Here is a 21184-nt window from a genome sequence, read left to right as displayed (position 1 = left end):
TTTACTACAAATCTTCCGGCATTTCAGCCTTTCGAATGTATAGACGAGTAGTAAAACTACAGATGAAAGGCTTGTGGCCTCTGACTGCGTTGTGAGAATAATCGTTAAGGTTGGTCGATTGCCATCCGAAAAAGGTGAAAGTTTGATGCTGGGTGCCAAAGAAGAAGAAATTTCAGCTATTTATAACTTTTGTTCGACAGTCCATCGGGTAGCGGGTTTTCATCATTCACTACAAGCGGCCGTTTACACGCCGATCAAGGATAGACCATGACCCTGCCCGTGCTTGCCGAACTGCCTGCCATTCTCCTGCCGTTGGTCAGCCGATCCGAGCAGTCGTTCCGTACGGCCGTCGCCTCGCTTGATGACGATCACGGCTTCGCGACCTGGACACCTGAGCGCTGGGCGCAATTTGCCCGGGTCACCGCCGCCAGCGAGTTTGTCATTGAACAGAGCGTTCGTGACCCTTTGATGTTGCTGTCGCTGGTGCAGTCCGGCGAACTCGACCGCGCCTTTGCCCCCGGTGAACTGTGCGCACAAATTGCCGCCGCCACGAATGCCGCGCAAACCGAAGATGAACTCGGTCGCGCGTTGCGCCGCCAACGCGCCCGCCATCAGGTGCGAATCATCTGGCGTGACCTGACTCGCCAGGCCGATCTGGTGCAGACCTGCCGCGACCTCTCGGATATGGCTGACGCCAGCATCGACCAGGCCTATCAGTGGTTGTACAGCCGCCACTGCCAGCAATTCGGCACGCCGACCGGCCGCCGCAGTGGGTTGCCGCAGCAAATGGTCATCCTCGGCATGGGCAAGCTCGGCGCGATCGAGCTGAACCTGTCCTCGGACATCGACCTGATTTTCGCTTACCCCGAAGGCGGCGAAACCGTTGGCGTGAAACGCGCGCTGGATAATCAGGAATTCTTCATTCGCCTCGGCCAGCGCCTGATCAAGGCGCTGGACCCGATGACCGTCGACGGTTTTGTCTTTCGCGTCGACATGCGCCTGCGTCCATACGGTTCTTCCGGCGCGCTGGTGCTGAGCTTCAATGCACTGGAGCAGTATTACCAGGATCAGGGCCGCGACTGGGAACGCTACGCGATGATCAAGGCGCGGGTGGTGGCTGGCGATCAAGTGGCTGGCGCGCAGTTGCTCGACATGCTGCGGCCGTTCGTTTACCGGCGTTATCTGGATTTCTCGGCGATCGAAGCGCTGCGCACCATGAAGCAGTTGATCCAGCAGGAAGTGCGACGCAAAGGCATGGCCGACAACATCAAGCTCGGCTCTGGCGGTATCCGCGAAGTCGAGTTCATCGCCCAGGCGTTTCAGTTGATTCACGGCGGGCGCGACCTGAGCCTGCAACAGCGTCCTCTATTAAAGGTGTTGAGCACGCTGGAGGGGCAGGGTTATCTGCCGCCAGCGGTGATCAGCGAGTTGCGCGAAGGCTACGAGTTTCTGCGTTACACCGAGCACGCGATTCAAGCGATTGCCGACCGCCAGACCCAGATGCTGCCGGACGGCGCGCAGGATCAGGCGCGCATTGCCTTCATGCTCGGTTTCGCCGACTGGGACGCCTTCCACGAAAAACTGATGTTCTGGCGCGGCCGCGTAGCGTGGCACTTTGCGCAGGTGATCGCCGATCCCGATGAAGAAGAGGGCGCCGAAAGTGAAGTGGTTGTGGGCGGTGAATGGCTGCCGTTGTGGGAAGAGGCGCAGGATGAAGAAGCCGCTTGCCGTCAGTTGGAAGAGGGCGGTTTTGCCGATGCGACCAAAGCTTTAAAGGCACTGGCCGGTCTGCGCGGCAGTCCGCAACTGCGTGCGATGCAGCGTTTGGGGCGCGAGCGTCTCGATGCCTTTATTCCGCGTCTGATCGCCCAGGCTGTGGAGCATGACAACCCGGATCTGGTCCTTGAGCGAGTGCTGCCGCTGGTTGAAGCGGTCGCCAGGCGTTCGGCTTATTTAGTCTTGCTGACGGAGAATCCCGGTGCATTACGGCGTTTGCTGACGTTGTGTGCGGCGAGCCCTTGGATTGCCGAGCAGATCACTCGTTTCCCGCTGCTGCTCGATGAGTTGCTCAACGAGGGCCGGCTGTTCAAGCCACCATTGGCGCCAGAACTGGCCGCCGAATTGCGCGAACGCCTTACGCGGATTCCTGAAGACGACCTCGAACAACAGATGGAAGCCCTGCGCCATTTCAAACTGGCGCATCGCTTGCGCGTCGCCGCCTCGGAAATCGCCGGTAGCCTGCCGCTGATGAAGGTCAGTGATTACCTGACGTGGCTGGCCGAGGCTATCCTCGAGCAAGTGTTGGCCCTGGCCTGGCGCCAGACCGTGGCCAAGTACGGCACGCCGCTGCGCACTGACGGCAGCTTGTGCGATCCCGGCTTCATCATTGTCGGTTACGGCAAGGTCGGTGGTATCGAGTTGGGGCACGGTTCGGATCTGGATCTGGTGTTCATCCACGACGGCGATCCGCAGGCGGAAACCGATGGGCCTAAGCCGATTGATGGTGCGCAGTTCTTCACGCGTCTCGGGCAGCGGATCATTCACTTGCTGACGGCGCAGACCAACTCCGGCCAGCTCTATGAAGTGGATATGCGTCTGCGCCCGTCCGGCGCATCCGGGCTGTTGGTGAGTTCGCTGGGGGCTTTTGAGCGCTATCAGGAAAACGAAGCCTGGACCTGGGAACATCAGGCTCTGGTGCGCGCGCGGGTGCTGGTCGGTAGTCAGGATGTCGGGCAGGCATTCGAGAAAGTCCGCGCGCAAGTGCTGGGCAAGGCGCGGGATCTGCCCAAGTTGCAACAGGAAGTCAGCGAGATGCGCGCGAAGATGCGCGACAACCTCGGCAGCAAGAGCACCGCGGCCGGTACGGCGGCGAATGCCTTCGAGGCCTCGGCGCCGTTCGACCTCAAGCAGGACGCCGGAGGTATCGTCGATATTGAATTTATGGTGCAATACGCGGCTCTGGCGTGGTCGCACAGCCACCCGCCACTGCTGCGCTGGACCGATAACATCCGCATTCTGGAAGAACTGGAACACGAAGGGCTGATGCCTGCCGAAGATGCCAGCCTGTTGCGCGAGGCCTATAAAGCCTACCGCTCCGCCGCCCACCGGCAGGCCTTGCAGAAGGATGCCGGGGTGATAACAGGTGACCAGTTTGTCGACGAACGTCGGCAGGTATTGCGGATCTGGCGTGAGTTGGGGCTAAGCTGAACACGGTTCGAGCAGCACCCGATACCCTGTGGGAGCGAGCCTGCTCGCGATAGCGGAGTGACAGTCGACAGTTATGTTGAAGGTAATGACCCATCGCAAGCTGCATGGCTCCCACAATGATTCTCGAGGCGGGGAGGCGTAAAGCCTCCCCGGTTCGTTTATGGAAACCACATGAATATTCTGATCGTTGGGCCCAGTTGGGTCGGTGACATGGTGATGGCGCAGACACTGTTTCAGTGCCTCAAGCAGCGCCACCCGCAGTGCGAAATCGACGTGCTGGCTCCCGAGTGGAGCCGGCCGATCCTTGAGCGCATGCCTGAAGTGCGCAAGGCCTTGAGCTTTCCGCTCGGCCACGGCGCGCTGGAGTTGGCGACGCGTCGGCGCATCGGCAAATCTCTGGCCGGCCAGTACGATCAGGCTATCCTGTTGCCCAACTCGCTAAAGTCGGCGCTGGTACCTTTTTTCGCCGGTATCAAGAAACGCACCGGTTGGCGCGGCGAGTTCCGCTACGGCCTGCTCAATGACGTGCGTACGCTCGATAAAGAACGCTATCCGCTGATGATCGAGCGCTTTATGGCGTTGGCCTATGAGCCGAATGCCGAGTTGCCGAAACCGTATCCGCGTCCTAGCCTGCAAATCGACCCGGTGACCCGCGAAGCGGCACTGGCCAAATTTGGCCTGACCCTCGACCGCCCGGTTTTGGCCCTGTGCCCTGGCGCCGAGTTCGGTGAATCCAAGCGCTGGCCGTCCGAGCATTACGCCAAAGTCGCCGAAGCGCGGATTCGCGAAGGCTGGCAGGTGTGGCTGTTCGGTTCGAAAAATGATCATGCGGTGGGTGAAGACATCCGCGCACGATTGATCCCGGGCCTGCGAGAAGAATCGGTGAACCTCAGCGGCGACACTTCTTTGGCCGAGGCGATTGACCTGCTGTCCTGTGCTGATTCGGTGGTGTCCAACGACTCCGGCCTGATGCATGTTGCGGCAGCGCTGAACCGCCCGTTGGTGGCGGTTTACGGTTCGACCTCGCCGGGCTTCACCCCACCGCTGGCCGAGCACGTCGAAATCGTCCGCCTGGGCCTCGATTGCAGTCCGTGCTTCGACCGTACTTGCCGTTTCGGCCATTACAACTGCCTGCGCCAATTGATGCCGGAAGCGGTCAACGATGCCTTGCAGAAATTGCAGGGCTCTGTGGTCGAGGTTCATTAAGTTGCGGGTATTGCTGATCAAGACTTCATCGCTGGGCGACGTGATTCACGCGTTGCCGGCGCTGACCGACGCGGCTCGGGCGATTCCCGGGATCCAGTTCGATTGGGTTGTGGAAGAAGGCTTTGCCGAAATCCCGACCTGGCACCCGGCCGTAGGCAAAGTGATTCCGGTGGCGATTCGCCGCTGGCGCAAAAACCTCTGGCAGACCATCAAGAGTGGCGAGTGGAAGCGCTTCAAGCAAAGCGTTCGCGCGAGCAAATATGACTTGGTGATCGACGCGCAGGGCCTGCTGAAAAGCGCCTGGCTGACCCGTTATGTCAAAGCCCCGGTGGCCGGCCTCGATAAAGGCTCGGCACGCGAGCCGATGGCGTCGCGTTTCTATGACCGCAAATTGGCCGTGGCCCGTGGTCAGCACGCCGTCGAACGCGTGCGTCAGTTGTTCGCGATTGCCTTGGGTTACGACCTCCCCAAAGGTTTGGGCGATTACGGCCTGAACGTCGAGCGTCTGGTCGAACTGCCGCGCAAAAACGCTTTCGTGGTGTTCCTCCACGGCACCACTTGGGACACCAAGCACTGGCCGGAAGCCTACTGGCGCGAGCTGACCGAGCGTGTTGGTTACCTTGGCGTTGGCGTCAAACTGCCATGGGGCAACCCGCTGGAGAAAGCCCGCGCCGAGCGCATCGCCGCCGGTTTCAAACACGCTGAAGTGTTGCCGAAACTGAATCTGGCCGGCGTCGGCAAGGTGCTGGCCGGGGCTCAGGCCTGCGTGGCGGTGGATACCGGTCTCGGTCACCTTGCGGCAGCGCTGGATGTACCGACGATTTCGCTGTTCGGCCCGACCAACCCGGGCCTGACCGGCGCCTACGGCAAACTGCAGATTCACTTGGCCAGCGATTTCCCGTGCGCGCCGTGCCTGCAAAAGAAATGTACCTATCAACCGACCGCGCAGGATGCCCGTCAGTTTGACCTGAAACGCGAGCAGCCTCTGTGCTTCACGCGTCTGAATCCCGAGCGTGTCGCCAGCCGACTGAGCACGTTGTTAATGGCTGAGGAGCTGCGCTGATGCAATTGGCTTTTGTCCTGTACAAATATTTCCCGTTTGGTGGTTTGCAGCGCGACTTCATGCGCATCGCCCTCGAATGCCAGAAGCGCGGCCACCAGATCCGCGTCTACACGCTGATCTGGGAAGGCGACGTGCCGCCGGGTTTCGAAGTGCTGGTGGCGCCGGTCAAGGCGTTTTTCAATCACCGTCGCAACGAAAAACTCAGCGCATGGATGGAAGCGGATCTGGCCAAGCGTCCGGTGGATCGCCTGATCGGTTTCAACAAGATGCCGGGGCTGGACGTCTACTACGCCGCCGACGGCTGCTTTGAAGATAAGGCGCAGAACCTGCGCAATTCGCTGTACCGCCGCTGGGGCCGCTATCGCCACTTCGCCGAGTACGAGCGCGCGGTATTCGCCAAAGACGCGAAAACCGAAGTGCTGATGATTTCCGAAGTGCAGCAGCCGCTGTTCATCAAACATTACGACACCCCGCTGGAGCGCTTCCATCTGCTGCCGCCGGGCATCGCTCAGGATCGTCGCCGCCCTACGGATGCTGACGAAATTCGCGCCGGCTTCCGCGCCGAATTCAACCTCAAGGACGACGACCTGCTGCTGGTGCAGATCGGCTCCGGGTTCAAAACCAAAGGCGTAGATCGCAGCCTCAAGGCGCTGGCCGCATTGCCGGCCGAACTGAAGAAGCGCACCCGGCTGTTTGTAATCGGCCAGGATGACCCCAAATTGTTCCAGATGCAGAGTGCAACTTTGGGCCTGGGCGATAACGTGACGTTCCTCAAGGGTCGCAGCGATATCCCGCGTTTTCTGCTCGGCGCCGATTTGTTGATCCACCCGGCGTACAACGAAAACACCGGTACAGTGCTGCTCGAAGCGCTGGTCGCCGGTCTACCGGTGCTGGTCAGCGCTGTCTGCGGTTACGCCCATTACATTGCCGAGGCGGATGCCGGGCGAGTGCTGGACGAACCGTTCGATCAGGCGCAACTGACGCAGTATCTGACCGAAATGTTGACAGACGACGCTGCACGCGCGGCCTGGAGCCGCAATGGTCTGGCCTTCGCCGAGACGGCCGACCTCTACAGCATGCCGCAGCACGCGGCCGATGTGATTCTGGCGGAGCACGCTTAAATGAAGTTGATGCTGGCTGAACCGTTCAAGAGCCTCTGGGCCGGACGCGACCCGTTCGCCGAAGTCGAGGGCTTGCAGGGCGAGGTTTATCGCGAGCTGGAAGCCCGCCGGACATTGCGTACGGAAGTCGATGGCAACGGATTTTTCGTCAAGATCCACCGTGGCATCGGCTGGGGCGAAATCTTCAAGAACCTGCTGACCGCCAAGCTGCCGGTGCTCGGCGCGGGTCAGGAGTGGCAGGCTATTCAGCGTTTGCAGGAAGTCGGGGTGCCGACCATGACTGCCGTCGCCTATGGCGAGAAGGGTAGTAACCCGGCGGATCAGCATTCGTTCATCGTCACTGAAGAGCTGGCGCCGACCATCAGCCTCGAAGACTTCAGTATCGACTGGATCAAACAGCCGCCCGAGCCAAAACTCAAGCGTGCGCTGATCGCCGAAGTGGCGCGTATGACCGGCATGATGCATCGCGCCGGCGTCAACCACCGCGACTGCTACATCTGCCATTTCCTGCTGCACACCGACAAACCGGTGATGGCGGAGGATTTCAAGCTGTCGGTGATCGACCTGCACCGTGCCCAGACCCGTGCGAAGATTACCCAACGCTGGCGCAACAAGGATCTGGCGGCGCTGTACTTTTCCGCGCTGGACATCGGCCTGACCCGTCGCGACAAACTGCGTTTCCTCAAAAGCTATTTCCAGCAGCCGCTGCGCCAGATCCTGGCTGAAGAAGCGCCGCTGCTGAACTGGCTGGAAGGCAAGGCCAACAAGCTCTATGCGCGTAAACAGCGATACGGGGATGCGCTCTGATGGCGGGCTGGACTCTTGAGCCGCAATACAGCGATCTTGCCGAAGACTTTGGCAGCCTCGACGCCGTATTTGCCCTGCAAGGCGAGCGCCTGACCCGTGACCCGTTGTCCGAGGTCATTCGTGTGCAACGCAATGGCGTCAACTATTACGTCAAGCGCTACGTCGGTGCCGGAAAAGGCCTGCGCCGTTACCTCGGCAAGCCACGGGTGAAAATGGAATGGCAGAACCTCAAACGCTTCGCCAAGTGGGGCATTCCCACCGCCGAAGTGGTGGCGTGGGGGCTGGAGCGCCGTGGCGCGGCGTATGATCGTGGCGCGATGATCACCCGCGAACTGCCCAACACCGAAGACCTCTCGGCGCTCGCCGATCGCAAGGACCCGAAGCTCAAGGATCGCGCCTGGGTCGACGGCGTCAGCCGGCAATTGGCCGGTTATACACGGACAATGCACGATCAGCGTTTTACCCATAACGATCTGAAATGGCGCAACCTGTTGATCGATGATCAGGCGCGCATATTTCTCATCGATTGCCCCAATGGCGAGTTCTGGCGCGGGTTCTGGCTCAAGTATCGGATCACCAAGGATCTGGCCTGTCTCGACAAACTCGCCAAATATCACCTGTCCAATACCCAACGCCTGCGCTTCTATATGCAATACCGCCAGTGCGATCGGCTGAATGTTGCCGACAAGAAACGGATTCGGCACGTGGTGAGATTTTTCGAGGGACGTGAATGACTGATTTTCTGGCCGAAGAAGACCGGGCGCTGCTTGAGCGCCACGGTCTAGGCACTTTTGACGCCCTGTGGGCCAAGCAGCTCGAAGCGGTGGATGAGCCTAATACCGCTCGTGGCGGCTGGAGCAGCGTGTTTCGTCTGGATCTGGAAGGCCAGGGTTACTATCTCAAGCGCCAGAGCAATTACCTGACCCGTACCTTGCATGCGCCTTTCGGCGAGCCAAGCTTTGCTCGTGAATTTCGCAACATCAGCCGTTATCGCAAGCTCGGCATTCCGGCGCTGCAAGCGGCATTTTTCGGTGAGCGCAAAGTCGATGGCGAAGTTCGCGCGATCCTGCTGACGCGCGCGCTGGACGGCTGGAGCGACCTTGAGTCGCTGCTGGCGGGCTGGTCGCAGCTGAGCGGCGTGCAGCAATCGGCGATCCTCAAGGCCTGCGGGTTGCTGGCTCGGCATCTGCACGGCGTACGCCAGGTGCATGGCTGCTTCTATCCCAAACACATTTTTCTGCGGGCCAACGGCGACGGGTATCAGGCGCAACTGATCGACCTGGAAAAAACCCGACCGTTATTGTTCGGCATGCGTGACCGGATCAAGGATCTGGAGCCGCTGCAACGCCGTGCGCCGGAGTGGAACGAGGCGCAACTGCGGCAATTGCTGGCGGCGTATCTCGATCAGCCGACCGACAGCTCGCTGCTCGACAACTGGCTCGCCCGGCTGACCGCACGACGTAGTCACAAGGAGACTCGCTGATGCAATTGTCCGCGCTGGCCGCTGTCGGGCGAGCCCCAGAACTGCCGCTGACGGTGACCCTTTCTGATGCGGCCGGTGCTGCGGATCTGCAGTTGTTGAGTCTGCTGCGCGTGTTGCCTGGGCAGCGTTACGTTGGTGCCGGTGTCTGGCGCGGCCGGCCGGTGCTGGCCAAGTTGCTGGTCGGCAGCAAGGCTGCCCGGCACTTTCAGCGTGAGCTGGAAGGCGTGCGCTTGCTGGCTGCTCAAGGTCTGACGACTCCGCTGCTGCTGGCCGATGGTCTGGTGAACGGTGAGGGTGGCTGGCTGCTGTTCGATTTCCTTGAGGGAGCCGAAAGCCTTGGTGAGGCCTGGAGCAAAGTCGAGGCGCTGCCGGTGCTGGCGGATGAACAATCCGCCGTGTTGGCCGAGGCGCTCGGCGCCATCGGTCAGTTGCACGGCAAGGGGCTTTGGCAGGAAGACCTGCATCTGGACAACCTGCTGCGACATGGCGGTCAGTTGTACTTGATCGACGGTGCCGGCATTTGTGTGGAAACCGCCGGCCAACCGCTGTCACGACAGAAGGTTCTGGAAAACCTCGGTGTGTTTTTTGCTCAGTTGCCCAAGGCGCTCGAGCAGTACACCGAAGAGTTGCTGGTTTATTACCTGCTGAGCAACAGCGAGCACGCGTTGCCGCTGGAAGCCTTGCAGAAACAGATCGACAAGGTGCGCCGCTGGCGTTTGAAGGATTACCTGATCAAGGTCGGCCGCGAATGCACGCTGTTCAGCGTCCAGCGTGGGGCGTTTGGTTTGCGGGCGATCCGGCGCGAGGAAGAACCGGCCATGGTGCCGGTGCTTGAGCAGGCCGATGCGCTCCTTGATCAGGGCCATCTCTATAAAACCGGCGGGGCCGCGAGCGTCGGCAAGGTCGAAGTGGGCGCACGCACACTGGTGATCAAGCGCTATAACATCAAGGGCTTTGCCCATTGGCTCAAGCGTTTCTGGCGTCCGAGTCGTGCCTGGCACTCATGGCGCGAGGGCAATCGTCTGGCGTTTCTTGGTATTGCCACGCCCAAGCCGCTGGCAGTGCTGGAAAAGCGTTTTTTGTGGTTGCGCAGTCGCGCGTATCTGGTGACCGAGTTCCTGCCGGGGCCAGACATCATCGAGCGCTTTGCGCCTTACGTTGAAAATGGCGAGGCGCCGGAATCGGAATTGCAGGCGCTGGATGTGCTGTTTGCGCAATTGATTGCCGAACGCATCAGTCATGGTGATTTCAAAGGCCATAATCTGTTCTGGCAGGACGATCGCTGGGCACTGATCGATCTGGATTCGATGTGCCAGCATGGCTCGATGGGCACCTTCGTGGGGGCCTATACGCGGGATCGCGCGCGGTTCATGCGTAACTGGCCGGAGAGTAGCGCGCTCTATCAGGTGATTGATCAGCGGTTGCCCAAAGATATCTCCGGCGCGACCTGAGAGGTTTGTTGAGCGCAGCCAATCGCGCGCTCGGCAATGGGGGACAAGATCCAGCGACTTGTCCTACAGCCTCATCAGAAGCGATGAACTGTGCCCGCTGCAGCCTCGATGCTAGTTTGCCTGACGACTTCGGAGGGCAACTCTTGACGATCAAAAAGGCTGTGACGCTGGGCGCTTTTTCATGGGTTTTGTCAGGCTGCGGCAGCGCCCTGACGGTATTGCAAGACGATGCCGACGTTGCTCGCGACATGCGCAAGCAAAAAACCTACTGCCAATCCATTTCGCGCATTTACAGCGGCCTGGCCTACGACTTCTGCGTATTGAACGCACCGCCAGATCCAAGCGGCTACCTCGTACCTTTCGTGTTGCTGGATTTGCCGCTATCCGGTGCATTCGACACGGTTGTGCTGCCCTATACGATTTATCGGCAGGTCACTGAGGGCCACCTCAGCATTTATTGGCGCAGGGGCGGTTATTGAGCCAAACGACAAGGTATATCTGAACCATTCGCTCCGGGGCAATTCGCACAAGGTAATTCCCGTCTTGTTTACGCTATAATCCCGCCCTTTAGCTGTCTCTCGCCTCGCGCGAGGGCACATCAATTTTCAAGGCGCATCGCGCCTGCATGCAGACTAAAGAGGCTAGACCCCTGTGGCATTGACGATTCTTGGCCTGTCCGGCGCCCTTAGCCATGACCCTTCAGCAGCCTTGTACATCGACGGCAAGCTGGTGGCGGCGGCTGAAGAAGAGCGCTTCGTACGCGATAAGCATGCAAAGAACCGCATGCCCTACGAGTCGGCGAAGTTCTGTCTTGAACAGGCCGGCATCAAGCCGTCCGACGTTGACGTGGTTGCGATCCCGTTCGCCCCGATCAGCCTGTTCGGCAAGGCCCGCTGGCACTATGCCAAGCGGTACTGGTACGCCCCGGACCGTGCCCTCGACGCGATCCTGATGGGTAACCGTCGCTACAAGCGCTATCGCAACAAGATTGTCTGGTGCCTCGAGCAACTGGGCTTTGATCCGAAAAAAATCAAGATCGAGCCCGTCGAGCATCATTTGGCTCACGCTTCCAGCGCATACCACTGCTCCGGTTTCAAAGAGAAAACCGCGATCCTCGGTATCGACGGCAAGGGCGAGTACGCCACGACCTTCTTCGGTTACGGCGAAAACGGCAAGATCCACAAGATCAAGGAATTCTTTGATCCGGACTCCCTCGGCGGCCTGTACGGTGCGATCACCGAATTCCTCGGTTTCGAGATGCTCGACGGCGAGTTCAAGGTCATGGGCATGGCGCCATACGGTGACGCCAGCAAATACGACTTCTCGCGTCTGGCTTCGTTTGAGAACGGCGAACTGGTGATCAACACCGACTACGCCAACGTGATCGGCCTGCGTCGTTACAAAGAGAAGGGCAAGGGTTTCTACTTCTCGCCGAAGCTGATCGAATGGCTTGGCCCGAAACGTGAAGGCGATATCGCTGACGAACCTTACATCCACTACGCCGCGAGCATGCAAGCGCTGTTCGAGAAACTGGCGTTGCAGATGATCGACTACTACCTGGGCGATGTGCTCAAGGAAACCGGCAAACTGGCATTCGCCGGTGGCTGTGCGTTGAACGTCAAGCTCAACCAGAAAATCATCGCCCGTGATGACATCAAGGAATTGTTCGTACAACCGGCTTCCGGCGATGCCGGCACCGCAGTTGGCGCAGCAGCCTATGTGTCCCACGCCCGTGGCGTACCGGTCGAGAAGATGGAGCACGTCTACCTCGGCCCGTCCTACAGCAACGAAGACGTGATCGCCGCGTGTGCCCGTCACGAGAGCAAGCCGGCCTGGCGCAAACTCGACAACATGCCGGAGCAGATCGCCAAAATCATGGTTGAAGGCAATCCTGTTGCCTGGTTCCAGGGGCGCATGGAGTTTGGTCCGCGTGCGTTGGGTGGCCGTTCGATCATCGGTTGCCCGAGCGTGGCTGGCGTGGCTGACCGCATCAACCACCAGATCAAGTTCCGCGAGCGCTGGAGGCCTTTCTGCCCGTCGATGCTCGACACCGTCGCCCCACAGATGATCAAGATTGATCACCCGGCGCCGTTCATGACCTTCACCTTTGAAGTGGCCGAAGAGTGGAAGACCCGCGTGCCGGAAGTCGTCCACGAAGACGGTACGTCCCGTGCCCAGGTGCTCAAGCGCGAGTACAATCCGCGCTACTACGACATGATGAAGGCGCTGGAAAATCTGACCGGCAATGGCGTGTCGCTGAACACCTCGCTCAACCGTCGAGGTGAACCGATGATCTGCTCGCCGACCGACGCGCTGAACATGTTTTTCGGCTCCGATCTGGAATACCTGATCATGGAAGATATTCTGGTGGTCAAAGAGGGCGCAAACGCTTATGACACGCGCGGCTGAACGCCATGTGTTGCAGTTCTGTCACGGCTATGACGGGCCGTTCCTGGACTGCGCGCGGCAATATGCCAGCCTGTTTGTAGGCACCGGCTATCGGGTAACTACGGTTTTTCTGACCGGGGTCGCCGATAGCGAGGTGGCTGCGGCCTGCGCCTCCGATGAAGTGTTGTTCATGGAATACAGTTCCAAGGCCATTCGTGGCCTGAAGCTGGGTGCCGTGGGTGATCTGCGAAAGATCGCCGCTTCGCGCAATTTCAGTTTTTGCATCGCCCATCGCTTCAAGCCGATTTACATCGCCATGCTCGGCACTTCGCTGCCGGTGATTGGCGTGCATCACGCGTTTGGAGATTACAAACGCGCCACGCGCAAATGGTTTGCGCATTTTTTCCGCAAGCGTCTGAGCCTGATCGGTGTGTCCGATTCAGTGCGCGACGACATACGCCAGTGCCTGCCAAAATGGCCGGCCGAGCGCATTCAGACCCTGTACAACCGCATTGATGTGCTTGCACTGCAGACCCGTCAGGTTTCTGCTCGCGAAGCGCGCCAGGCCCTTGGTTTAGCGGAGGATGCGTGGATCGTCGGTAACGTCGGCCGTCTGCACCCGGACAAGGATCAAGCCACGTTGCTGCACGGTTTCGCTGCGGCATTGCCCGGTTTGCCGGCCAATAGCCAACTGGTAATCCTCGGTATGGGGCGTCTGGAGCAGGATCTCAAAGAGCTTGCCCATCAGTTGGGCATTGGTGAACGGGTGCTGTTTCTCGGTCAGGTGCTGGACGCGCGCAATTACTTTCGCGCCTTCGATGTATTTGCTCTGAGTTCCGATCATGAGCCGTTTGGCATGGTGCTGCTGGAGGCCATGGCCGCAGGCGTACCGTTGCTCGCAACGGCATGCGGCGGGTCGAAGGAGGTAGTCGAAGGCGTGGGTATTCTATTCCCGCTCGGTGATGCCGAGCGTCTGGCCCAGGGGCTGCAGTATCTGGCGGCGATGGACGATCATCAACGTCGACAGTGCGCTGAAATGATGCTCGAGCGCTTGTGTGAGCGTTTCTGCGACAGCGCGGTGCGCGACGTCTTCTGGCACTTGCCACAAGTTACCGATCTGGCACCGAGGGGCTGATGCTCAACCGATTTCAAGGCTGGCGTGAACGTGGCTGGTCGCATGTTGATGCCTCAACGTATGCACAGGCCTGGCAGCGATTTGGCGGCAGTGTTGCGACCCATCCACTGGTGGTCGAGCGTCTGGCGAATCTGGCCGGCATCCCGGTGCGTTACCTGGCGTGGGAACAACAGGGCGAAGTCAAAGCCGCGATCCCTACCTGGGGACGTGATCTGGCGTTATCCAAGGACGTGCTAAAGCGCAATGGTAAAAAAGGGCTGTTCGACCTCGGCAACGCAGAGCTGATCCTGCCGGGCGCTGCGGATGCTCTGGCGCCTCTGCGCCATCGCGCCCGCTACCTGTCGGTGCTCAACGAACACCGCTTCAGCGGTCTGAAGTTGCAGACTGAGCAACTGGCCATGGCCCGCACCCCGGAAGAACTGTCGAAAAAATTTCGCTACAACCAGCGTCGCGAATTACGTCTGCTGGAAGAGGCGGGCGGTGTGGTGCGGCCGGTCAGCGATTATTCCAGCCGCGAACTGGCTGCGATTTATTGCGATCTGTTTGAGCGTCGCTGGGGCTTTCCGGCAACAGGCGCTGCGCGTATGGCCGAGGTCATCGAGTTGTTGCGCGAACTGTTGATCGGTTCAGTGATTTTCCTCAACGATGCGCCGATTGCCATTCAACTGGTGTACCGCGTTGAAGCAGCAGAGTGGATCAGCGTCGAGTACATCAATGGCGGGGTCGATCCAGAAACCCGCGAATTCAGCCCCGGCAGTGTCCTGAGTTTTCTCAACACGCAAAGCGCCTGGGAGCATGCCCGCGCGCAGAGCAAGCCGCTGCGTTTCTCCTTCGGTCGCGCCGACCGTGAATACAAGGATCGCTGGTGCAATCCCGTGCCGGTGTTCACCGTATGAGTCAGCCCCCGAGCCGTAAGCAGCAACTGCTCAAGCGCCACCGGCGCAATAAACGCATCGGTCTGTTGATTGCGCTGGTCGCGTTGATTGTCTTGGGCACTGTGGTGGCCTGGTGGTTGCCGCTGGTGTTGGCGGTCGTCGGCTGGATTGCCCACGAAGCGTGGTTTGCCGATCATCTGTTCTATTCGCCAAAAGACGATTACCAATACAGTTTCCCACCGTTTACGCCGCAACCGAAGGTGCACTTGAGCGGCGAACAATTGCGCCTCGATGACGGTGTGATGCTGGAGGATGATGCCACGCTGATCCTCGCTGTCCGAGTGAAAAGTACTTGGCTGGGGCGCTTCCTCGATCCGCGTGTCGAATTGGCCGGCGGTACCAATCCTGACGCGCAAACCTTCGAGCGTGGGGTCAACGGTCTGCGTTACCTGAACCTCAGCGGTCAGGCGCAAACCTTGTCCCAAGGTCAATTGCGCCTGCGCGGGCGCTTTTGCCGGGTGTTTGGCGAGCCTGTGTTATGGGCGCTGGAACAACCTGATTATCGTCGCCAGCGGGTTATGGTCATCGCACCGCACGCTGATGATGCCGAGCTCGCGGCATATGGTTTGTACAGCCAGGCCGAGGATACGTGGATCGTCACCCTGACCGCTGGCGAGATCGAAGCCGAGCACTATCAACAAATGGGTTTGAACCAGATTGAGGCGGCGCGGCTCAAGGGCCGATTGCGTGCCTGGGACAGCCTCACCGTACCCCGCTGGGCCGGCGTGCCGCATGAAAACTGCGTGCAGCTTGGTTATTTTTGCCTGCAATTGGCAGCGATGCAGGCTGCACCGAGTCAACCTGTGGCCTCGCGTGAAGCTGATCTGACTGACACCCGGCTGTTCCGCCGACTGAACCCATTCACCTTGCCCGGCGATACCGATGGTGCGCCGACCTGGAACAATCTGTTGGCTGACCTGCGGGAAGTGCTGACGCGGGCGCGGCCGGATGTGATCGTGTTGCCGCACCCCACGCTCGATCCGCATCCGGACCATGTCTGCGCCCAGGAAGCAGTGCTGGAAGCCTTGCGCGGGCTTGAATGGCAACCCACTTTGCTCGGCTACGCCAATCACTTGCACGACAACGACCGCTGGCCGATGGGCGATACAGGTCAAGGCATTGCATTGCCGCCGGCGTTTGACGCGTCCGAGCCCATGCAGCCGTGGTGTCTGCCGCTGTCGATAACACAGCAGCGCGACAAGGCCATGGCGCTGGGCATGATGCACGATCTACAACCGCCAGCACCTTACAAGCGGCGGCTTCGGCGATTGTTCCAGCGGCTGCTGGCCCGCCGAGAGCCGTCAGTGTTTGGAGAAAGCGAATTTTTCAGAAAAGCCGTAAGACGACAGGAATTGTTTTGGGTTTTGAAGCATCAGGATACATCTGGGCAGCATAATTGAAGACTTTCGCTGCTTAACATTGGCGCATGATTGATAATTCTGGTGATTTGCTTTGATTAATCCATGTCCGCGGATTTTGTTTCTGATTCCGTATTTTGGCCAATGGCCATTCTGGATGCCGTTTTTCCTGGAGAGTTGTCGGCGCAATGCCGACATCGACTGGTTGCTGTTCAGCGATTGCGGCACACCACCGGATCTGCCGCCCAACGTTACGGTCGAGGCCGTGACGTTCGGTGATTATTGTGAGTTGGTGTCGAAGCGCCTGGGGATCGAGTTTGCCCCCCGGGCGGCCTACAAGTTATGTGACATTAAGCCTGCTCTGGGTCACATCCATGCTGATCGATTGCACGGCTACGACTTCTGGGCATTCGGCGATATTGACCTTGTGTACGGTGACCTGCGAAGTTACTTCACCTCGGAACGATTGGCCGGTTATGACCTGTTCTCGACTCATGAACGTCGGGTGGCCGGGCATTTGTGTCTGATGCGCAACACGGCACGCAAGCGTGAGCTGTTCATGCGGATCAAGGATTGGCGGTCGCGTTTCACTGATCAGGAGCACCATGCGCTGGACGAGGGGGCATTCAGTCGCATCTTTCTCTGGCGCAAGAATTTTCCTGAACCTTTTTTCACTCTGGTGGGCAAGCTCAATCCGTGGCGTCGCCGCAGCGAGTTCACCGAAGCATTCAGTACGCCCGGTGGCTGCATCAAGTGGCACGACGGCACCGATGATTTTCCGCGTCGCTGGTTTTGGTGCGATGGCAATTTGAGTAACGATCGCGATGGCGATCGCCGGTTTCCGTATTTCCATTTCGTCTGCTGGAAGCGCAACGAGTGGTCACGGTTGCCTCAACCCGATCCGGCTGAGATCAGGCGTATTGCCGCCGATCCGGCCTGGATCATCGATGCAACGGGTTTCCACGGGGAGATTTATGAGTCAACGGTCAAAGGTTCTGCAACTGCAGCCAGACTACAACGTCAAAGCCCATGATTTCGCCGACCTCGCGGAGCAGATTGTCAAAGCCTTGCCGGCTGATCGCTATGAGGTAACCGCAGCGTTTCTGCGCGGGAAACCGGGGCCAGGAGAGGCTGTCAGCCGGGCTGACCGCTCGGTGTATTTTGAGTTTTCCGACAAGTCCCTCAAAGGGCTGCGCCTGCGGGCGATGTGGCAGTTGTACAAATTCTGCCGGCGGGAAAAGTTCGACGTGGTCATTTGCAACCGCTTCAAACCGGTGAACATGATGTTGACGCTCAATCGCTGGCTGAAAGTGCCGTTGTGCATTGGCATCTCTCACGGCTTCGGTGAGTACGACCGTTTTTACCGACGGCGTCAGACTCAGCGTCTGATCGACCGGCACTGGCGCTTTGTCGGTGTGTCGCCGGCGGTCAAACACTATCTGCTGGACTGCAAATGCGGTTTCACTGATACCAACACCTGGGCCATTACCAACGCTATCGATATCGAGCAGGCCGAAGGCTTGCAGCACAGCCGCGAGCGCGCGCGCGCGCTGCTGGGTATCGAGCCGAATGTGCGCCTAATCGGCGCTCTGGGGCGGCTGGTCTCGGTCAAGGGGCACACCTATCTGTTGCAGGCGTTCGCTGCGCTGAAGGACAAATATCCCGACACGCAGTTGGCGATCATCGGTGCCGGCCGTTTACAGACGCCGCTGGCGGCCGAGATCGAACAACTGGGTCTGAGCGGTCGTGCGCATCTGCTGGGTTTCAAGGAAAACGCTCTTCAATACGTGCGTGCGTTTGATATCTGGACCATGCCTTCACTGGCTGAGGGGCTGGGTCTGGCGCTGCTGGAAGGCATGAGCGGACACTTGCCAGTGATTGCTTCGAACGTGCCGGCGATGTTGCCATTGATCGAAGGCGCTGGCGGTTTGGCTGTTACGCCAACAGACGTTTCTGGCCTGGTCGCAGCACTGGACACTTATCTGGCGCTGTCGGACGAGGAACTCAAGGCCAAGGGCGCTCAGGCGTATCGATATCTGCAGGAACACCACGACATCCAGGTGTTCCGTCAGGAATACCTGAACCTGATTGACTCTGGCCTGGAGCAGCAATGAGCGACGCACAACCTATCGTCACGGTCATTATTGCGTCGTATAACCACGGCCCTTACATCGAAGAAAGCATCCTCAGCGTCATCAATCAGAGCTACAGGAACATTGAGCTGCTGGTCATCGACGATGGGTCGAAAGATGACAGCGTCGAACGTATCAACGCCTTGCAGGCGCAGCATGGGTTCGATTTTCGTGTGCAGCAGAATCAGGGCCTGACCAACACGCTAAACGGTGCAATCGCGCGTTCCAAGGGCAGCCTGATCGTACCCTTCGGCTCTGACGACATCATGCTGCCGGAGCGCATTGCCACGCAGGTCGCTTACCTGGAGGGCAAACCGGAGGTCGGTATCTGCGCCGGCAACATCGAGCTGATCGACGCCGACGGCAACCTGTATCCGGAAAAGCGCCAGCGCCGCGATGTGCCGTTCCGTCGTCTGGATTTCGAAGACATGTTGTTGGAGCGCAAGCCTTACCCGCCGGCGCCAACCCTGATGATCCGCCGCGAAGCGCTGGATAAGGTCGGCGGGTTTGATCCGACGATTCGTCTTGAGGATCTGGCGATCGAACTGAAGGTGGCCCATGCCGGTTACTTTATCGATGGCTTGAGCGTGCTGATGGCGCGTTATCGCAAGCACGCTACCAATTCGTACAAGAACCACCGCTTCATGATCGATAACATTCTGCGCACTTACGCGTTGTTCAGTGATCATCCGCTGTACGACCACGTGCGCTACAAATTCCTTAGCTCCATGTTCCTCAAGGTTGCAAACCGCGACCGTCAACTGGCGCGGGAACTGCTGGCGCAGATTCCATTCAAGGCATGGAATAAAAAGACCTGGCGGGGATTGGCTCGTCTGTACTTTTCGCCGCTGGAGAAAGACTGAGATTGTTGATCCTGCTGAGCGAGCTCAGCAGGAAGCCATGATCGGTGGGTTGCGCTTATCAATGAGCCTGGATCGGCGTCGCGCCGGCGAGCACCTGTCTGCGCAGGCTATTTACAGCGGATTCGGACGACGTCACTGCGTATCCCTGTAGCAATGCGTCGAGGTGTTCCTCGAACAGCCAGTGCTTGTCGACCGTGTAACGTTGCATGTGGCGCAGATTGCGTTGGCGTAACGAAAGACTCAGGGCCGACGGGTAGATCCGCAGGTCTGCCAGGTCAATCAGTCCGAACTCGCCGTCCTCCATGACCAGGACGTTGCCCAGGTGCAGCGAGCGGAAATACACGCCTTGGTCATGCAACTGGCCCATGAATTTACCGAAACGCTCGACCAGTGCCCCGCGGACTGGGGATGCAGTGGTGTTTTGCAGAACCTGTCGCATCGTGTGCCCAGACAGCGGCGCATAGTGCACTGCGCTGCTGCCGTCCTCAAGGCGATACAAATCCAGCACCTTGGGCGTAGGAATACCCATCGTACGCAGCTGTTCGCTGTTGACCGCAAAACGCTCGGAGTAAGGGTTAAAGCTGCCCGACGTGTACCAGCGGCGACGGCGGAACAGTTTAAGAAAGCTACCGTCGGCCAAACGCAGCACCTTGGGGCCGAGGCCGTCTTCTTCGATCACTTGGGCATCGCTGCTCAGTCGCTGAAGATCAGTCACCGCCAGCTTTTGCACTGGCGTTGCCAGCAGACGCCGGGCGCGCTGATTGATGCTCAATGCCGCGATCAATGCCAGCGGAATCCATAGCAGGAACCAGTGTTCCTTGGGGCGGGAGATTATCCCGCCGCCTTCGGTCAAACCGGCACCGATGCCAAACACCAGCCAGGTGGAGGCGATGATCAACAGTGGCTGCACGCGCTGGCGCCAACTGCTCAGCAGCCCCCAAGCCTGGAGAAACAACCATGGCAGAAGGCCAAGAATACCCACGTAATAAAGCACGCCCAGCGCGAAACTGTGCGGCTCCTCGAAGTTGTAGCCCACCCCCGGATCAATCGCCATGCTGGCGTTATAGCCATGGCCGATCCATGGATGATCGGCGATCTTTTCCAGGACCAACTGCCAGATTTCAAAGCGATACGAATCGCCGCGCTCGAGAAGCATTTTCGAGAACAGCACGATTACTGCTGCGCCGCTGAGAGCCAGTGCACTCAGGAGCATCAGCGAGCGGCGGTTCCAGCAGATGAAACCCAGCCATATCGCCGCTATGGTCAGCGCCATCAGAGGGGTTCTTGAGCCAGTGCCAATGACCGCTGCAAACATGACCAGCATCGCTGGCACGCTCAACCACAGCAATCGGCTCTGCTTGCAAGTCATGCTCAGGCTGAGCCAATAGGCGCAGAAAAAGCCGAACAGGTGCGAGCTGAGCAGCGGGTTGTCGAACGCGCCACCGCCGATCAGGCGCTGGCCGGGCTCGTAGTGGCTGATGAACGGAACAAGAAAGCAGGCTGTGGCGACCAATGCGACCAGCGCTGCGGTCAACAGCAGCGGAGCCAGGATGTCGCTACGGTAGCGCACCAGCAGGTAACTGCCAGCGAAGAGCATCAATATGTGCAACGGCGGCTTGAACAGGCTGCCGAGTGACTTGCCACTCGGCCCCCAGGCCAGGCTAAGTAACGCCCACGCCGCGAACACCAGAAGCGCGATGAAGATCGGTTCGCGCAGCAACTCTTTCAGTTCGCGCGGGCGCAGGCACAGAGCAATCAACGTAGGAATGCTGAACAGCCCGTAGAACAGCTTGTGAAGCAAGCTGCGGCCCGGCAGAAAGAACAGCGCGCACAAGAGAAGAAAATAGCCGACCGGAAGAGTCCACAGGCTGATGAAATCGAAGACTCGACTGGAAGACGTACTGCTTAAGCCGCGAAGTTGCATGCTGTGAGATTCAATCCTGAAGTTGATCGGCCATTTCGATGATGGCTATTTGGTGCTGAAAAAGCCGGCTTACAATAACAGCCTTTAGCCGATTGCCAGAACCCCGAACAA

At 59.2% G+C, this 21184-nt stretch carries 17 protein-coding genes; 16 read left to right on the top strand and 1 reads right to left on the bottom strand.

Features of this window, described 5'->3' with window-relative positions; all coding sequences use genetic code 11:
- The first annotated feature begins 267 nt into the window (after window positions 1-267).
- The 16 genes from glnE to ACIOVB_RS21330 all read left to right on the top strand — a co-directional run bounded on the left by glnE (window position 268) and on the right by ACIOVB_RS21330 (window position 19149).
- The gene (gene glnE / locus ACIOVB_RS21405; RefSeq protein WP_401271132.1) at window positions 268-3207 is read left to right on the top strand and encodes a bifunctional [glutamate--ammonia ligase]-adenylyl-L-tyrosine phosphorylase/[glutamate--ammonia-ligase] adenylyltransferase; all 2940 of its coding nucleotides are present in this window, start codon (window positions 268-270) and stop codon (window positions 3205-3207) included.
- A gap of 171 nt (window positions 3208-3378) precedes the next feature.
- Window positions 3379-4413, top strand: a complete 1035-nt coding sequence (waaF, locus tag ACIOVB_RS21400; RefSeq protein ID WP_401271130.1) for a lipopolysaccharide heptosyltransferase II — start codon at window positions 3379-3381, stop codon at window positions 4411-4413.
- 1 nt (window position 4414) lies between these two features.
- The gene (gene waaC / locus ACIOVB_RS21395; protein ID WP_187677936.1) at window positions 4415-5476 is read left to right on the top strand and encodes a lipopolysaccharide heptosyltransferase I; all 1062 of its coding nucleotides are present in this window, start codon (window positions 4415-4417) and stop codon (window positions 5474-5476) included.
- A complete protein-coding gene (locus tag ACIOVB_RS21390) occupies window positions 5476-6597 on the top strand; it encodes a glycosyltransferase family 4 protein (RefSeq protein ID WP_401271128.1) in 1122 nt (373 codons plus the stop codon). The genes waaC and ACIOVB_RS21390 overlap by 1 nt, the downstream gene beginning before the upstream one ends.
- The gene (rfaP, locus tag ACIOVB_RS21385) at window positions 6598-7404 is read left to right on the top strand and encodes a lipopolysaccharide core heptose(I) kinase RfaP (protein WP_401271126.1); all 807 of its coding nucleotides are present in this window, start codon (window positions 6598-6600) and stop codon (window positions 7402-7404) included.
- The gene (locus ACIOVB_RS21380) at window positions 7404-8138 is read left to right on the top strand and encodes a lipopolysaccharide kinase InaA family protein (protein WP_401271124.1); all 735 of its coding nucleotides are present in this window, start codon (window positions 7404-7406) and stop codon (window positions 8136-8138) included. The genes rfaP and ACIOVB_RS21380 overlap by 1 nt, the downstream gene beginning before the upstream one ends.
- On the top strand, window positions 8135-8887 hold the full coding sequence (locus ACIOVB_RS21375; protein ID WP_401271122.1) for a lipopolysaccharide kinase InaA family protein: 753 nt from the start codon (window positions 8135-8137) through the stop codon (window positions 8885-8887). The genes ACIOVB_RS21380 and ACIOVB_RS21375 overlap by 4 nt, the downstream gene beginning before the upstream one ends.
- Window positions 8887-10338, top strand: coding sequence for a lipopolysaccharide kinase InaA family protein (locus tag ACIOVB_RS21370; RefSeq protein WP_401271120.1), 1452 nt, complete (start codon window positions 8887-8889; stop codon window positions 10336-10338). The genes ACIOVB_RS21375 and ACIOVB_RS21370 overlap by 1 nt, the downstream gene beginning before the upstream one ends.
- Window positions 10339-10481: 143 nt before the next feature.
- Window positions 10482-10817, top strand: a complete 336-nt coding sequence (locus ACIOVB_RS21365) for a YceK/YidQ family lipoprotein (RefSeq protein ID WP_401271117.1) — start codon at window positions 10482-10484, stop codon at window positions 10815-10817.
- 172 nt (window positions 10818-10989) lie between these two features.
- Entirely contained in the window at window positions 10990-12747 is a 1758-nt protein-coding gene (locus tag ACIOVB_RS21360; protein ID WP_401271115.1) for a carbamoyltransferase, read from the top strand.
- Window positions 12731-13861, top strand: a complete 1131-nt coding sequence (locus ACIOVB_RS21355) for a glycosyltransferase (protein ID WP_401271113.1) — start codon at window positions 12731-12733, stop codon at window positions 13859-13861. The genes ACIOVB_RS21360 and ACIOVB_RS21355 overlap by 17 nt, the downstream gene beginning before the upstream one ends.
- Window positions 13861-14757, top strand: a complete 897-nt coding sequence (locus ACIOVB_RS21350; protein ID WP_401271111.1) for an antimicrobial resistance protein Mig-14 — start codon at window positions 13861-13863, stop codon at window positions 14755-14757. The genes ACIOVB_RS21355 and ACIOVB_RS21350 overlap by 1 nt, the downstream gene beginning before the upstream one ends.
- Window positions 14754-16196 carry a PIG-L family deacetylase gene (locus ACIOVB_RS21345; RefSeq protein WP_401271109.1) on the top strand — a complete coding sequence of 481 codons (1443 nt, stop codon included), beginning with the start codon at window positions 14754-14756 and terminating at the stop codon, window positions 16194-16196. The genes ACIOVB_RS21350 and ACIOVB_RS21345 overlap by 4 nt, the downstream gene beginning before the upstream one ends.
- 52 nt (window positions 16197-16248) lie before the next feature.
- Window positions 16249-17187: a DUF6625 family protein gene (locus ACIOVB_RS21340; RefSeq protein WP_401271106.1), complete on the top strand. Its 939-nt coding sequence runs from the start codon at window positions 16249-16251 to the stop codon at window positions 17185-17187.
- Window positions 17129-18268 carry a glycosyltransferase gene (locus ACIOVB_RS21335; protein ID WP_401271104.1) on the top strand — a complete coding sequence of 380 codons (1140 nt, stop codon included), beginning with the start codon at window positions 17129-17131 and terminating at the stop codon, window positions 18266-18268. Before ACIOVB_RS21340 ends, ACIOVB_RS21335 begins: the two co-directional genes overlap by 59 nt.
- Window positions 18265-19149 (top strand): glycosyltransferase, encoded by an 885-nt coding sequence (locus ACIOVB_RS21330; RefSeq protein WP_401271102.1) that lies wholly within the window; start codon window positions 18265-18267, stop codon window positions 19147-19149. The genes ACIOVB_RS21335 and ACIOVB_RS21330 overlap by 4 nt, the downstream gene beginning before the upstream one ends.
- A gap of 58 nt (window positions 19150-19207) precedes the next feature.
- On the opposite strand, the gene ACIOVB_RS21325 is transcribed toward ACIOVB_RS21330, so the two are convergent.
- Complete coding sequence (locus ACIOVB_RS21325) at window positions 19208-21073, bottom strand: O-antigen ligase family protein (RefSeq protein ID WP_401271099.1); 1866 nt, start codon at window positions 21071-21073, stop codon at window positions 19208-19210.
- Window positions 21074-21184: the final 111 nt, after the last annotated feature.

The organism is Pseudomonas sp. NPDC087639 (assembly GCF_044743385.1).
Taxonomy (GTDB): Bacteria; Pseudomonadota; Gammaproteobacteria; order Pseudomonadales; family Pseudomonadaceae; genus Aquipseudomonas.
This window is presented reverse-complemented; position numbering and strand designations above follow the sequence as displayed.

Bases quoted from the DNA above. Each gene is read 5' to 3' on its own strand.
- glnE (WP_401271132.1), top strand. From the start codon at position 268: ATGACCCTGCCCGTGCTTGCCGAACTGCCTGCCATTCTCCTGCCGTTG.
- waaF (WP_401271130.1), top strand. From the start codon at position 3,379: ATGAATATTCTGATCGTTGGGCCCAGTTGGGTCGGTGACATGGTGATG.
- ACIOVB_RS21390 (WP_401271128.1), top strand. From the start codon at position 5,476: ATGCAATTGGCTTTTGTCCTGTACAAATATTTCCCGTTTGGTGGTTTG.
- rfaP (WP_401271126.1), top strand. From the start codon at position 6,598: ATGAAGTTGATGCTGGCTGAACCGTTCAAGAGCCTCTGGGCCGGACGC.
- ACIOVB_RS21380 (WP_401271124.1), top strand. From the start codon at position 7,404: ATGGCGGGCTGGACTCTTGAGCCGCAATACAGCGATCTTGCCGAAGAC.
- ACIOVB_RS21375 (WP_401271122.1), top strand. From the start codon at position 8,135: ATGACTGATTTTCTGGCCGAAGAAGACCGGGCGCTGCTTGAGCGCCAC.
- ACIOVB_RS21370 (WP_401271120.1), top strand. From the start codon at position 8,887: ATGCAATTGTCCGCGCTGGCCGCTGTCGGGCGAGCCCCAGAACTGCCG.
- ACIOVB_RS21355 (WP_401271113.1), top strand. From the start codon at position 12,731: ATGACACGCGCGGCTGAACGCCATGTGTTGCAGTTCTGTCACGGCTAT.
- ACIOVB_RS21350 (WP_401271111.1), top strand. From the start codon at position 13,861: ATGCTCAACCGATTTCAAGGCTGGCGTGAACGTGGCTGGTCGCATGTT.
- ACIOVB_RS21345 (WP_401271109.1), top strand. From the start codon at position 14,754: ATGAGTCAGCCCCCGAGCCGTAAGCAGCAACTGCTCAAGCGCCACCGG.
- ACIOVB_RS21335 (WP_401271104.1), top strand. From the start codon at position 17,129: ATGAGTCAACGGTCAAAGGTTCTGCAACTGCAGCCAGACTACAACGTC.
- ACIOVB_RS21330 (WP_401271102.1), top strand. From the start codon at position 18,265: ATGAGCGACGCACAACCTATCGTCACGGTCATTATTGCGTCGTATAAC.
- ACIOVB_RS21325 (WP_401271099.1), bottom strand. From the start codon at position 21,073: ATGCAACTTCGCGGCTTAAGCAGTACGTCTTCCAGTCGAGTCTTCGAT.